Source organism: Vibrio sp. sp1 (assembly GCF_016920955.1).
Lineage (GTDB): Bacteria > Pseudomonadota > Gammaproteobacteria > Enterobacterales > Vibrionaceae > Vibrio > Vibrio alginolyticus.
Window position 1 is genome coordinate 698,137 of record NZ_CP060590.1, and the last position, 14,512, is coordinate 712,648.

Genomic DNA, 14,512 nt, shown 5'->3' on the forward strand with positions numbered 1-14,512 from the left:
GGCTTACCACTCCTTTTGAGATTGTTGTGGAGGTTGTTTTTGTTGCGCTTGAAGTTGCATTTGCGCACGGATCAAAAAGCTTGGGTCGCGAGCACTTTCTACTGCTTCTAGTCGACGGAACTCAGGATCATCCTGATGCATTTTTTCGGGATGCGCTTTAGCCTGTATTGGTTCACCTTGATCCTTCACTTGCTTGTCATCTCGTTGCGGTTGATGTTGTTCCGTTTTTTGTTTTTCTTTTTTATTTTCAGAATCTTGCTGATTTTGTGACTGTTGTCCTTGCGCTTCTTTCCCTTCGTTTTGAGACTTTTGTTGCTGTTGCTGTTGCTGTTGCTGTTGCTGTTGCTGTTGCTGTTGCTGTTGCTGTTGCTGTTGCTGTTGCTGTTGCTGTTGCTGTTGCTGTTGCTGTTGCTGTTGCTGTTTGCTGTTGCTGTTGCTGTTGCTGTTGCTGTTGCTGTTGCTGTTGCTGTTGCTGTTGCTGTTTTAGCTTTTCTTCTACAACCGATAGGTTTTTCTTCGCGGCTTCAAAGTTAGGCTTTTCCTCTAGCAGTTTTTTATACAAATCAGCCGCATCTTCTAATTGACCATTTTGAGCGAGCGAGTTGGCGAGGTTATAGCGGCCGTTAAGGGAGGCATCATGAGAAAATGCTTCGATAGCGGCTTCGTAGTCACCTTTTTGATAACTGGCGGCTCCTTTCCAGCTTGGGTTTGTAAATAGGTTTTGCGCCTGTTCATACTCACCTTGCTTGTAGAGTTCCGCTCCTTGTTGGTCGGCATTTAAGAACGGATTAGCTTCTGCATGCGGTGTCCACGTTACTGGGACTACAGTCGCAACTAACACCCAAATCAGGCCGCGTCGAAACAGTAAAGCCGCAGGAATAAGTAACAACGGCAGTAACCAAAAGCCACTGTTGAGACGAGAATCAGTTTTAACTTCTTCGCTTTGGGTCGCAGAAAGCTGGCTACCAATGTTATTAGTAAAGGCCGCGATATTTTCAACATCACGGTTGGTGTGCTGAATAGGAACAAATAGACCGCCAGTTTTATTCGCTAGCGTCTGTAGATTTTTCAGGTTTGTTTTCGCTACGACGGTTGTGCCTTGTGCAGTTTTTAGCAGAGAGCCATCGGGCAGCGCGATAGGCGCACCGTTAGGAGTCCCGACGGCAAGAACAGAAATGCGAAACTTTGTACCTTGGACTAAATCTAACGCGCGAGACAGCTCTGACGTATCAAGATCATCCGCTAACACGATGATATCGCCTTGTTGCGTGCCAGCTTGAGAAAACTGGTTGATCGCAAGTTCAATCGCGGCAGGCAGGTTTGCTCCTTGAAAAGGCATCAGCTCTGGTGACAAATTTTCGATAATGCCCGCAAGCGTGCTGGAATCAGTTGTCAGTGGACTTAAGTTATAGGCATCGCCAGCGTAAGCAATAAGTCCAGTGGCTCCCTCTTTCCATTTAGGCAGCAAATCGAGCGCCTTATAACGTGTTTGTGCTAACCGATTGGGTTTGATGTCTGTAGCAAACATAGAGCGAGACATATCAAGCACCAAGATTCGGTTTTGGTTTAACTCAAAGCTTGGTCGAGCATTGGACTGCCAGCTTGGCCCCGCTAATGAAATGCAAGTTATTGCCCAAGCTAAACCCCATAGAGTGAAGTAATGCTTAGACTGCGTGTTTTGTCCGAGCATCCGCGATAGGTGAGGGGCAATCAGTGTGGACTTTTGGGCTCTAAATTTGTGATTAAGCAAGAGTGCTATAGGGATCACGATGAGCCCCAAAAGCCAATAAGGATTGAGGAAAATAAACTCAGCCATGTTTTCTCCTTAATAGGAATAACAATACCGATAATACAAATGCAGCGCTTAATGGATATGGAAACCATTCAGACTGTGGGCGCCAAGTTTGTGTGTCGCTAGATACGGGTTCTAGCTGGTTGATGGTGTCATAAATCTTTTCGAGCTCTTCCGTATCTCGCGCTCGAAAATATTGTCCACCTGTCACCTCTGCCACTTTAGTCAGTGTTTGTTCATCTAAGTCGGCTGCGGTGTTGACTTTGCGAGTCATGAAAAACTCTTTCACCATCATTTCACCAGCGCCCACGCCCACGGTGTAAATAGTGGCGTTGTATTTTTTCGCAATTTCCGCTGCTTCTAGCGGCTCGAGCACCCCTGCAGTATTGCTGCCGTCACTGAGCAAAATCATGACTCGTTGGGGAGCATCACTGTCTACAAAGGTTTTTGTGCCTAACCCAATACCATCACCAATGGCGGTTCGTTGACCAACCAAGCCGATGACGGTTTGATTAATCTGTTGCATGACGCTTTTGCGGTCTGCAGTGAGTGGTGTTTGCAAATAAGCATGGTCGCCAAACAAAACAACTCCGAGACGGTCACCTTTTCTCTTTGCTACGAAATCAGACAGAACTTTTTTGACTGCTGTGAGGCGATCGATATATTCGCCGTTGAGTTCCATGTCTTCCTGCTGCATCGAACCGGACAGATCGACGACTAACATCAAGTCCCGATACTTGGGTTGGAATTCAACGGGATCGCCAAACCAAACTGGACGCGCACAAGCGACGACAAGAAGGCCCCAGATCGCGATTGAAAGTGCTTTTTGCAGCGCTTGCTTAGGCTTGCTGCGATTCTCATTAGTTGGTAAGTACGCCAATTTGATCTCGGCTTGTTGAGATTCTTGTGGCAGAAACTTGTATACCAGCCAGGGGATGGGCAACAAAAACAGTGCCCACCACCAGACAAATTCAATGTTTAGCCATTGGGCAAGATCGGTTATGAGTGTTTGCTCAGTCACGGTTATTTGCCTTTTTCTTTGGTGGCAAAGCGTAGGTTATCCAAAAGACACAATCGTCTACCAAGCTTTGATGCTGCCCTTGGGAAGAATTCTGATACAACGCTTCTTGCCACTGATGTTGTTTGTCTACGAATCGACTTTCTTTGGTATGGCTATCGAGAAATTTATACCAAGCGATTCCGGTTAATGGTGCGATCTCTTCACGCGGAAAGTAACTCAATGCTGCCTGGCGCAATATTTCCAGAGCAGAAGAGGGGGTATGAGGCGTGGTAGGTTGAGTTAAAAGTGTTAATGCTGTCTTTTTTGCGCGTAAGTGTTTTTTACGCCATCTCACATAAAGACAAATGCCGAAAACGAAGAGCAAGGTGGCTGCAAGCACCACCCACCATCCCCAAGCGAGCGGAAACCAATCCGGAGCGTTTGGCAAAATCAAAGGTTCAAGGTCTAGGCTTTGGTTGTTTGTTGTCATTATTATTACTGCTTAATAAATACTGCTTGTCAGTTTGTTAGCTTAATTGTGAAATTAAGGGCCAGCCACTTGATAGCGTGTTAAATGGAATTGCTATCGAATGGCACTGCTGCTTAATGGTTTCTTGATGTTGGGTAAAGTGGCTTTCGAGTTCTCTTCGTTGTCCTTTAGAGCCAAAGTTAAACCATTGACTATGCAGCCCATCCGAAGCTTTCACTTGACCTCTAAAGTCTGTTTCGCCTCTTTCTAACGGATCATAAAACTGAACGGCCCTTACGCTATTGTGTTGTTTGAGTCGACGTAGTTGTGCCAGTTCCGTTGGTGTTACGTGGGCAAAGTCACTGAGCATAATCAATTCGCTGCCTTTTGGGGTGAGCGTATGAAGTGTCTCCAATACTTGTGTATAAGGCAGTGTACGAGTGTCGTTGCTTGCAGTACGAGTTACTTGCGCATTATGTATGTCGACTATGGCGTTAAGAATCCGCAGCCCTTGTCTTTGTAAAGAAGAGGGGCGAAATTCAAGACATTGATGTCCGTCATCAATCACTGCGCCGATGCGATCTTTTTTAGCTAGAGTTAGCCAAATTAGAACACTGGCAAAGTGGGCCAATTGAACGGATTTGAGTACATACTTAGATCCAAAATGTAGACTAGAACTTAGATCAAGATAAAGAATGACCGCTTGCTCTTTATCTTCTGCAAACAATTTTGTATGTGCTTTACCGGTCCTAGCGGTGACTCGCCAATCAATGCTGCGAATATCGTCGCCAGGTTGATATTGGCGCACCTCCATAAAATCCATACCTCGCCCTTTTTGGCGACTGGTATGGTTACCACTCATCTGCGACCAGAGACTCTGTGCTGGTGGTAACCAACGTACAGATTGAGTGCGATATTGGAGCAGCTCTTCAAGGGTTAATGTCACCCCATTCGCATGAGGTGGTAATGAATGTGTAGCGGACATATCACTCACCTGTTTATGCACTGCCAACAAGGTTTAGCAGTTTATCGATGACCTGGTTTGCCGTAATGCCTTCCGCTTGAGCGTGGTAACTCAACAATAAACGGTGGCGCAGTACCGGATAAGCCATGGTTTGAACATCTTCCGGAGAGACAAAATCACGACCAGCAAGCCAAGCGTGCGCACGTGCACAGCGATCAAGAGCGATGGTGGCACGCGGACTCACACCCATTGACAACCACTTGTCCAACTCAGTGTCATATTCGTTGGCTTGACGTGTCGCCATAACTAAACGGACGATGTACTGCTCTATCGTTTCCGCCATATGAATATCCAACACTTCTTTACGTGCGGTGAATATATTTTGTTGGCTTAACATTGGGCGTTCAACCTTTGCTTCGCCTTTTGCTTCTCCGCGGTTAATACGCAAGATAGATAGCTCATGCTCCGCATCTGGGTATTCCACTTCTAAATGCAATAAAAAGCGGTCTAGCTGCGCTTCAGGAAGGGGGTAGGTCCCTTCTTGCTCTATCGGGTTTTGAGTTGCCATAACCAAAAACAACTCTGGCAGCGGGTAGGTATGACGACCTGCTGTGACTTGTTTCTCTGCCATTGCTTCAAGCATTGCCGCTTGTACTTTGGCTGGCGCACGGTTTATCTCATCCGCAAGAATAAGCGAGTTGAAGATAGGACCTGATTGGAAAGTGAATTCTCCGGTTTCGGGACGGAAGATATCGGTGCCGGTTAAATCGGCTGGCAGCAAATCAGGGGTGAACTGAATGCGGTGGAAGTCGCCTTCAACACAGTCTGAGAGTGATTTTACTGCACGGGTTTTTGCTAACCCAGGAGGGCCTTCAACTAAAATATGCCCATCCGCAAGAAGCGCAACAAGCAGTTGCTTTACCAGATCTTGCTGTCCGATGATCTGCGACTCTAAGTATTGCTGAAGAGTTTCGAAGTTAGATTTATGCATGCTTTGGACTCTCGGTATCCATGTGATTTTCGTGTTGAGTATTGGTCATTTTCCATGTGAAAAAAGTTCCAACGCTCTATTGCAATTTATCTTTTCAATATTGGGACGCTACAGAGAATTGCAAGTACGTGCTATCTCTGAAAGTGCTTATTTGACAGTGTGTTACATTTATTTTTCATAATATAATGAGAAATGCCTCTAGTTTTGTACATATGAGCCGATAAAGATTCCGTGGTGTGCGTGTCATGAGATATGCACCTGATTCCCCTTGTGGGGCCAATAACAAGTGATTCTTTTAAAAGGTCCGAATATGTTGAAACTTCATTCCTTGAGCATCAAACAGAAGGTTGTACTTGGCATTACGTTTGCTGTTCTAGCATCAACAATCATTGTTGGTGTTATGGCTCAGCGTCATGCGAGAGATGTATTGAGCCATCGTCTTATTGACATCGAGCTACCTGCGATGTTGCAGCAAATCAATACCGAAATTGACCGCGAAGTTGTCGAAATGCAACAAGCGGCAAAACAGCTGGCTACAAACGAATTTATTGTTGAAGCCCTATCTAATACAGACCGTGATCCGTCAGTAGAAGTTCAGTTGGTTCAGCAGCTCAATAACGTTAAATCACAGTATGGTCTTAATGATGCGTCGGTAGCGAATCGTCAAACGGCATATTACTGGAATCAAAACGGATTCTTACGTCAACTTAACCGAACGCAAGATGCTTGGTTCTTTGGATTTACGTCGTCTGGTCAAGAAACGTCCGTGAGTGTGTTCCAAGAGGCAAATGGCGAAGTGAAAATGTTTGCCAATTTCCAAGATCTTAATGGTACATCAATGTCAGGTCTCTCTAAATCTATGGGAGACATGGTTGCTTTGCTCAATGGGTTTAAAATTGAAGATACGGGTTACGTGTTCCTCACTAATGAACAAGGCCAGATTCAAATACACCGCCAACAAGGTAAGAACCAAACTTCTATCACTAAACTATTTGGTAGTGACGCAAGTGCGCTGTTGAACAAAAATAGCTTCAACCTAATTAATGTGGAGTTTGAAGGGCAGGATACTTTTGTTTCTAGTTTGTATGTTCCTTCAATGAACTGGTTTGTTATTGGCGTGGTTCCCGTTGATGAAGTATTCGCAGACCTTAATGCGACAGCTAAAAAAATGCTGTTTACGACCATCATTGTTGCCGTTGTATTCATCCTCATGGGCGTATGGTTGGCAAACAGCATTACGAAACCAATCCGACTGATTGCCGATCGTTTTACCGACCTTGGGCAAGGTGAAGGCGATTTGGCGCAGCGTATTGAAATTAAGGGTAATGATGAAATTGCTCAGCTTTCAAAAGGCTTTAATGGATTTATTGAGAAGATTCATGCCACGATGAAAGAAGTTGCTTTAACCAGTGGCTCATTAAGTCAAGCGGCAGAAAGTGTGTCAACGAAAGCAACATCCACACACGACAACAGCCAAGAGCAGCGTGATCAAACCATTCAAGTAGTTGCAGCTATCAACCAAATGGGTGCGACCATCAGTGAAATTGCATCGAACGCTGCTACCGCTGCTGATACGGCAAATCAGGCTTCAGATAACACTCAAACTGGTCGAGAAGTTGTGATGAAAGCAAAAGAGGTGATCAGCCGCCTAGCCGATGATGTTGAAACAACCAATATTGTTGTTACGCAGTTGGCATCGACAACCAAAGATATTGGCTCGATTCTGGGTGTAATTCGTGACATCTCTGAGCAAACGAATTTACTTGCGCTAAACGCTGCAATTGAAGCTGCTCGTGCTGGTGAGCAGGGACGTGGTTTTGCGGTTGTTGCTGATGAGGTAAGAAACCTAGCTTCACGCACGGCTGATTCTACAGAAGAGATTCAGCGCATGATCAATCAGCTTCAAAGTGACGCACAAGACGCGGTAAATGCTATGGAAGCGGGCAAAGCGGTCACCATAGAAGGGGTTACTTCTACCGATGAAGCAGTCGAGGTATTAATCAGTATTTCTGAACGAATCACCGACATCTCTGATCGTAATACACAAGTTGCAACGGCGACGGAAGAGCAATCCACGGTGGTGCATACCATTAATCAAAATATCGAAGAAATCAACGCGATAAATGAAATGACAACCGCGACAGCAGAAGAGTTGGCGGATGCAAGTCGCGATCTTCAAGCGCTCTCTTCTCGTTTAGACAAGATGGTTGGTAGCTTCAAGTTATAGAGTTGGATAGAATAGGCGAAGTTTAAAAGTTCAATCATTAATTTTAGGTAAGTACTATGAATGACTTCGAAAAAGAACTAGAGCAAATTTCTCAAGAAACCGCTCAGGAGCCAGAAGTAAAACTGCCGTCGCTAGAAGAGCAAAAAGCGATCGTCGCTGAGCTGAAAAAGCTGGAAGCGGAAGGTAAGCTGACGCCAGAAGTGTTAGAACAACACTTTGGTAAGTTTAACCAAAAAAACGCTGTTCCAATCCACTAAGTTAGGTGGTGTTTTGCCTCTAACGTGCGTGATTAAATCACCTGCTCAAACACAAAAAGGGAGTTTATACTCCCTTTTTTAATGTCTGAAAAATGCTAATACCTCTCACATACTTGCCACTTAAAAATTATTGACACTTCAATGAGTTATTAATTAGTACTAGTGATTTTCATACTTGACAATACTACCGCTCTATCTAAATCTATTGCGTATTTCAATAAAAACGACCAAGGGAATGCGATCAGGATGGAGCAGCAAAAAAAAAGAAACGTTATTTTAATCACGGAGGGAAGTCTACAGTCATCTCTGTTGAAAGATGTATTGGAGACCAAACTCGGTATTAGTGTTGCTCTAATCACGCCAGATAATCTGATTCACGGAGTGTTACATGAATCTCTTGCATCAGCCATTATTGTTGATTGCAGCGTGATCACGGATGAAATTTTTCGCCGTTATGCGGAGTTTAAAGCCGCCAAGCAGAAAGACACGCTTGAAATCTTAATTAATTGTGAGCAATCCATATCGACAGAAGATCTCTTTGCTTGGCGTACTTTGGCCGGTATTTTCTATACCTCTGATGATATAAAAACGTTGCAAGTTGGTATTGGTAAGGTGCTTCAAGGAGATATGTGGTTCAGCCGTAAGTTTTCTCAGCAGTACATTACTTACCTTCGTCGACATTGCAAACCTATAAATAAGAATGTTTCCGCTATTCTGACCAAACGAGAGCAACAAATAATTACCTTTCTTTCCATGGGGGCGTCCAATCAACAAATCGCCGAACAATTATTTGTCAGCGAGAATACGGTAAAAACGCATTTACATAATATTTTCAAGAAGATTGATGTGAAAAATAGGGTTCAAGCACTTATTTGGGCAAAGGAAAATATTTCAGACAACTCGTTAACGGTGTAATGCTATTGCAATATTAGGTTGCCTAATTTAGTAAACTCTTAATAATTTCTGTGACCTGAATGTGTTAAAAGTGTTTCTTTTATGAGAAACACTTTTTTTGATTCTCTTTTTAATAACTTTAGAATTTAAAAAAGTAGCAAATAACTTTACTCTGTGAACTAGCACTTACATATCAAACTAAGTGCTGACGATTAACTACTAATTTAAGAATGTTAAGTCACTGAAAGTATGAGAAACATTATGGAACAGTATATGGAAAAGCCTGAAATCCTAATGCTCACTCAACAAAGTTTACAGAGTGAAAACTTTAAGGAAATGCTTTCTAAAAATACAGAAACTAAAATAACGATCATTGATACTAAAAACCCTAGCTATCATGAACTCATTCCGGAACGCTACTTTTTGCTTGTTGATTTTTCAGTTGAGATTCCTTCCGAAACTTTAGTTTATTTAAAAGATAGTAATAAAGTGCTAGGAACCATAATGCTTAATCTAGGTTATGACTTAGACACAGAAGAACTCGCTTCTTGGCCTCATGTAAAAGGTATATTTGGTCCAGGAGATTCAATGGACAAGGTTTGTCAGGGATTAAAAGCAATAATAAAAGGGGATAATTGGCTGTCTCGAAGATTACTTGATCAGCTAGTAAATTATTATCGAGGCAGAGAAGTAAATAGCATTATCGAACCTGCTATTGAGGTTGAGCTTACTCGGCGTGAAGTTCAGGTTTTAAAAATGTTGAAAGAAGGTGGTTCAAATATGGAAATCGCTGATTCTTTATTTATCAGCGAGCATACTATTAAATCACATCTATACAATATTTTTAGAAAGTTAGAAGTAAAGAACCGTACGCAAGCTACAAGTTGGGCTAAGAGAAACCTGTAGTACTAGTATTAACTTGCTGTAATAAAAAGAAAATACTCTATAAAGTACTAAATTTTATATTTATTATTAAAATGTCAGTCTGAAATATCATCCCATATTCAAACTTATTCCTATTCAGTTGACTATTAGACTTCTCATGTCGTGACGAATCTAGTCAGACGTGGAACAGAAGGTCTATTCAATTAATAAGCTAAGAGGGAATAAAAATGAGCGCAAGTGACAATGACACGTATTTAGGCGATGCAGGTGTAAATAACCAATTTGCTGATTTCGATGGCGGCGATGATTTGTTTATCGGTTTTGGTGGTAATGACTCGTTTGTTGGCGGTGGCGGTAATGATTATGTGATCGGCGGTGACGGCGATGATCGCCTAACTGGTGGTGCTGGAGATGACATCCTTAGGGCTGGTACAGGAAACGACTACCTCGGCGGTGGTACCGGTAATGACTTGCTGTTGGGTTTGCTGGGCGACAATAAATTAAATGGTGGTGTCGGTGAAGATATTCTTGTTGCTGGTTCTGGTGACAACGTTTTAGTTGGCGGCAGCAATGGCGATAAGTTTGTGTTCACGGATAAGTTTGGTGGCCATGGCGAAGCCAAAGTTGTTGATTTCACCATTGGTGAAGACTCTTTGCACATCATTAGCGACTCTGTCACTGACTTTGGTGATTTAAGCTTTAGCTACGATGCAGTTGGGAATGCAGTGTTTACCGATGGGGCTGATCTAACAGTGAAACTTATTGGCGTGACTGAAACTGACATCAACACCTATGGTGCAGATCTGTTCGTAATCTAAACGACTGAAAATAACTCTGGATGGGAATTAGTTTGCGTGGCTCTGCCATGCTGAGGTGCACTAATCGGACACTCTAGAGCGATTTGAGGTTACCTTAAGCTAGGCGCTAGTATTTCTGGCGCCTACAATTTTCACGTTAAACGGAAGTAGTCGTGCAAAAAACGGTTTTCAAAGAAGTGAAACAAAAACTATGCACGCTTGCGGGCTTGCTGATCGTTTTTAGCCTTTTTATCAACTTATTGGTTCTCTCGATTCCGTTGTACATGCTTCAAGTGTACAACCGAGTGATATCTTCCTACTCAACCGATACTTTATTCTTGCTCACTGTCATCGTAATTGTCGCGTTGTTAACCATGTCCATCATCGACATTGCACGAGCACAAATGAGTAAATCTTTTGGTTATTGGATGGACACAAAACTCTCCGCTTTCATGCTCAAGCGCACGATTCAATATCAATCACATACCGGGAAGAGTTATACCTCGCAAACTCTGAGAGACATTCAGAACATCAAAAGCTTTTTGAGCAGTCAAGCACCTTACCCACTGTTGGATGCGCCCTGGACACCGCTGTTTATTTTATTTGTGTATTTATTGCACCCGATATTAGGTCACATCGCGTTACTTGGATCTATCGTATTGTTTAGCCTAGGTCTACTTAATGAGCTAATGACGCGTAAAACAATGCAAGAGAGCGAAGTCAGAGCGATTTCTCATATCAACAACGCTGAATTAGCCACGCAAAACTCCAATTCAATTCTCGCAATGGGGATGATGAATGCATTTTTAGAGAAGTGGCAGTCGCGCGTGAGCGAAGTGAATGTGCTTGAAGAGCGAGTTGCAGGTAAGTCTATCTACATGGCTAACTTTTCTAAGTTTGTGCGTGGCTCATTACAGATATTTTTACTGGGAGGTGGTGCATGGTTAGTTATCCAACATGAGATAACGGCAGGGGCGATGATCGCGAGCTCCATATTAATGAGTCGGGCATTATCGCCGATGGAGCAGGCGATAGGCACGTGGCGAAGCGCGATGTCTGCTAAAGGCGCCTATAAAAGGTTGAAAGAAATCGATGCGATCGTGCGCCAAGATGAATCAGATATGCCACTGCCTAAACCAAAAGGACACTATGAGCTTTCCGGACTGGCCTATCGCCATCCTGGAGCAACTGAACCAGTGCTCTCATCGCTCAGCTTATCGATTCCTCCGGGTGTTGCTGTTGGGGTGATTGGCCCTTCTGGTACGGGTAAATCGACGTTTGCTCGGCTGCTATTAGGTACGGTTAAGCCGTTAGCGGGTAAAGTGACTCTTGATGGTATGGAAGTCTCCGTATGGGCATCTGAAGATCGCGGCGTACATTTTGGGTATCTCGCTCAAGAGGTGGAGTTATTTCCTGGCACAATTCGAGAGAACATCGCACGCTTTAAAGAAGAAGACCCCGCTAAAGTCATCAAGGCGGCGCAACTAGCAGGATGTCATGAATTAATACTCAAGAAAAACAAAGGCTATGATTGCATTATTGGTGAAAATGGCCGTGGTTTATCTGGGGGGGAAAGGCAGAGAATCGCTCTTGCAAGAGCCGTTTATGGCGACCCATCTATTGTGATTTTCGATGAAGCGAATGCCAACCTCGATGGTGAGGGAGAGGCTGCTTATCAACGTTTGATTGCCCATTTAAAAGCACAGAGTACAACGATTATCGTCATTGCCCACAATCCGAGTACGTTGCGACAAATGGATAGGCTGTTGTATTTGGCTGACGGCCGAGTCAAGTTATACGGCGCTAAAGATGAAGTATTAAAACGTTTGATGGGCGAAGAAAGAACAGATATCCCAAGGGTAAGAAATGAGCAATCAACTGCCAACCGTTAATCAGAGTTCTACTGAGATCGTATATCGTTTTAGCCCCAAAGCGAGACTAAGCTTTCGAAAACCAATTTTACTCGGTGTGGTGACCTTAAGTGTTTTTCTTGGAGGTCTTGGCTACTGGGCTGTAACAGCCAAATTAGAAAGTGCAGCGATTGCTTATGGTGATTTGTCAGTTCTCACTAAGCGACAAGAAATTCAGCATTTAGAAGGCGGTATTATTGAAAAGCTATATGTACAGGAAGGGGATTTAGTCGAAAAAGGTCAGTTATTAATTCAACTTTCTAAGCGTCAAGCTATGGCTAAGTTGGACTCGTTAAGTGGTCGTTTTATCCATACTCTAGCAAAGGAAAACCGTTTAAGTGCGGAGCTTGATGAGCTTCCAACGATTGTATGGTCTGATGATCTTGAAAGCATTCCCCGTGTCGATATCGTACAAGAAGCACAACTGGTTCAAAACAAGATCTTTGAAGCGAGAAAGCGATTCTTTGATAGTAAACTGAGTATCATTGAGCAGAGTATTTCTGGAGCAAATTTAGAGCTTGAAAACCTTCAGCAAACCAAAGTGATTGAGACGGAACGGCTCAACTTTATTGCTGAAGAAATAGACAGCAACCAAGCCTTGGTGCAAAAAGGTTTCTCGGGAAAATCTACTTTACTTCAACTCAAGCGCTTAGCAGCGGAGGTGAGAAGTACCTTAAGCCAGTTAGATAGGCAGTCGCTCACCGTTAGAAAAAGGTTAGATGAGAACCTAGCGCAAATTGAAGAGTTGAAGCTTGAAAGGCTGAATGAGATTGTCGAGGAACTACGAAATACCAAAACGGAAATTGTCGCAATTCGGGAAGAATATCGCTCCGCTCAAGATATTGTCGCAAGAACAACGATCAACGCACCTATTTCTGGTCGCGTAGTCAACATGCAAGTGTTTACCGAAAAAGGTGTGATTGGCTCGGGTGAAACGTTACTAGAACTGGTCCCGCAAGACGATAAGTTGTTAGTCGAGGCTCGTGTTAATCCTCAGGATATTGATTTAGTGAATCCAGGCCAGCAAGCGCATGTTCGTCTGACCGCTCTGAATGCACGGACGTTGGCACCTTTAGACGGTACTGTGCTGACGATTTCTGCCGATAAGCTCTCGCAAGAAAACCAAGAAGATTTTTATCTCGCTAGAATTGCAATTTCACCGGAAGACGTGACAAAACATCGTTTAACCTCAGGCATGAATGCCGAAGTGCTGATTTTATCTGAGCCACGAACGCCATTGAGCTACCTAATAAAGCCAATTACGGAAAGCATGAATCGCGCCTTTAGAGAGGAGTAATTTCAAAAAGACTTGAGTGAGCACGGACAACAGACAAAATAATTTGTTATCGTTAGCTGTTACTGGGCCGTATTTTTATTCGAGGGAGCCGTGGAATGGAGAAAGTGCAGTTAGTTGTCGATTTTCTTCTCACTCATAAATTGATTTTTACCGCACTGATCTTTGCGATTATGTGGTTAATTCGTCGTGCAATTTTATCGATGATTCGTGGTGATCACGCTTTTCTCTCAGAAGATCAGCGTAGTTGGATGTCCAGAACTAAAAATGGCACCTTTGCTGTTACATTACTGATTTTATTTATTTTATGGCAATCAGAAATTAACGAGTTTGCTCTGAGTGTAACGGCGATTGCCGTTGCCATTGTAGTGGCATCCAAAGAAATCATTTTGTGTTTTACGGGTTCGATTCAAAGAGCAAGTTCGCGTTCTTTTCGCGTTGGAGACTGGATTGAGGTCGGAAAGTTGTGTGGTGAAGTGATTGAGCACAATATGATGGCGACGGTGATTCAAGAGATCGACCTGCATCATGGGCAATATCATTACACCGGCAAAACAGCGACATTGCCTAATAGTATGTTCTTTACCTATCCAGTAAAGAACCTCAACTTCATGAAGCGGTACGTTTACCACAACTTTTCTGTAGTGGTGAAAGACTTCGTCAATTTGTATCCACTGTTACCGATTTTAACTGATAAAATTGAAGAACATTGCAGTTACTTTGCTGATGTTGCACATCGTTACAATGCGATGATTGAAAAACATGCCGGTGTTGACCTTCCTGGTTCTGAGCCACATATGCATATTTCTAGCAACATTAATGGTGAACAAATTCTGCACGTGATGATTTTCTGCCCAACCGATAAAGCGAACCACTTAGAGCACTTAATTCGTAAGGACTTTATGGAACTTTATGAGCAGCGTTTTCCTGTAGTGCGAGAAGAATAGAGCATCGTACTTCGCCTTTAATTTCAAACCCCGCTATCAAAATAGCGGGGTTTGTTTTTCTTAGCGTATTTTTGGGCTGTAACAA

12 protein-coding genes and 1 pseudogene are annotated in these 14,512 nt (G+C 43.3%); 8 read left to right on the forward strand and 5 right to left on the reverse strand.

The annotated features are described in order from the left end of the window. Nucleotides 1-3 precede the first annotated feature (3 nt). From H9L11_RS18625 to H9L11_RS18645, 5 genes and pseudogenes are all read right to left on the reverse strand, one after another. Nucleotides 4-1,816 (reverse strand): annotated as a pseudogene (locus H9L11_RS18625) (VWA domain-containing protein). Further along, the gene (locus H9L11_RS18630; RefSeq protein ID WP_050550100.1) at nucleotides 1,809-2,813 is read right to left on the reverse strand and encodes a VWA domain-containing protein; all 1,005 of its coding nucleotides are present in this window, start codon (nucleotides 2,811-2,813) and stop codon (nucleotides 1,809-1,811) included. Before H9L11_RS18630 ends, H9L11_RS18625 begins: the two are co-directional and overlap by 8 nt. Continuing rightward, nucleotides 2,806-3,282, reverse strand: coding sequence for a DUF4381 domain-containing protein (locus H9L11_RS18635; RefSeq protein ID WP_047103940.1), 477 nt, complete (start codon nucleotides 3,280-3,282; stop codon nucleotides 2,806-2,808). Before H9L11_RS18635 ends, H9L11_RS18630 begins: the two co-directional genes overlap by 8 nt. A 37-nt stretch (nucleotides 3,283-3,319) precedes the next feature. Next, nucleotides 3,320-4,246: a DUF58 domain-containing protein gene (locus tag H9L11_RS18640; protein WP_025768548.1), complete on the reverse strand. Its 927-nt coding sequence runs from the start codon at nucleotides 4,244-4,246 to the stop codon at nucleotides 3,320-3,322. Between the two features lie 13 nt (nucleotides 4,247-4,259). Further along, nucleotides 4,260-5,216 carry a MoxR family ATPase gene (locus H9L11_RS18645; protein ID WP_064376401.1) on the reverse strand — a complete coding sequence of 319 codons (957 nt, stop codon included), beginning with the start codon at nucleotides 5,214-5,216 and terminating at the stop codon, nucleotides 4,260-4,262. Nucleotides 5,217-5,526: 310 nt separating this feature from the next. On the opposite strand from H9L11_RS18645, the gene H9L11_RS18650 reads away from it, so the two are divergent. From H9L11_RS18650 to H9L11_RS18685, 8 genes are all read left to right on the forward strand, one after another. Continuing rightward, nucleotides 5,527-7,443: a methyl-accepting chemotaxis protein gene (locus H9L11_RS18650; protein ID WP_053303850.1), complete on the forward strand. Its 1,917-nt coding sequence runs from the start codon at nucleotides 5,527-5,529 to the stop codon at nucleotides 7,441-7,443. A gap of 56 nt (nucleotides 7,444-7,499) precedes the next feature. After that, the gene (locus tag H9L11_RS18655; RefSeq protein WP_005375165.1) at nucleotides 7,500-7,700 is read left to right on the forward strand and encodes a restriction endonuclease subunit S; all 201 of its coding nucleotides are present in this window, start codon (nucleotides 7,500-7,502) and stop codon (nucleotides 7,698-7,700) included. Nucleotides 7,701-7,946: 246 nt separating this feature from the next. Further along, nucleotides 7,947-8,615 carry a LuxR C-terminal-related transcriptional regulator gene (locus tag H9L11_RS18660; RefSeq protein ID WP_021707603.1) on the forward strand — a complete coding sequence of 223 codons (669 nt, stop codon included), beginning with the start codon at nucleotides 7,947-7,949 and terminating at the stop codon, nucleotides 8,613-8,615. Between the two features lie 228 nt (nucleotides 8,616-8,843). Then, on the forward strand, nucleotides 8,844-9,500 hold the full coding sequence (locus H9L11_RS18665; RefSeq protein ID WP_031777174.1) for a LuxR C-terminal-related transcriptional regulator: 657 nt from the start codon (nucleotides 8,844-8,846) through the stop codon (nucleotides 9,498-9,500). A gap of 206 nt (nucleotides 9,501-9,706) precedes the next feature. After that, a complete protein-coding gene (locus H9L11_RS18670; protein ID WP_005375168.1) occupies nucleotides 9,707-10,297 on the forward strand; it encodes a calcium-binding protein in 591 nt (196 codons plus the stop codon). A gap of 152 nt (nucleotides 10,298-10,449) precedes the next feature. Then, nucleotides 10,450-12,168 (forward strand): type I secretion system permease/ATPase, encoded by a 1,719-nt coding sequence (locus H9L11_RS18675; protein WP_025768544.1) that lies wholly within the window; start codon nucleotides 10,450-10,452, stop codon nucleotides 12,166-12,168. Further along, the gene (locus H9L11_RS18680) at nucleotides 12,143-13,483 is read left to right on the forward strand and encodes an HlyD family type I secretion periplasmic adaptor subunit (protein ID WP_064376403.1); all 1,341 of its coding nucleotides are present in this window, start codon (nucleotides 12,143-12,145) and stop codon (nucleotides 13,481-13,483) included. The genes H9L11_RS18675 and H9L11_RS18680 overlap by 26 nt, the downstream gene beginning before the upstream one ends. Nucleotides 13,484-13,578: 95 nt before the next feature. Beyond that, on the forward strand, nucleotides 13,579-14,427 hold the full coding sequence (locus H9L11_RS18685; protein ID WP_005375171.1) for a mechanosensitive ion channel family protein: 849 nt from the start codon (nucleotides 13,579-13,581) through the stop codon (nucleotides 14,425-14,427). The last annotated feature ends 85 nt before the right edge of the window (nucleotides 14,428-14,512 follow it).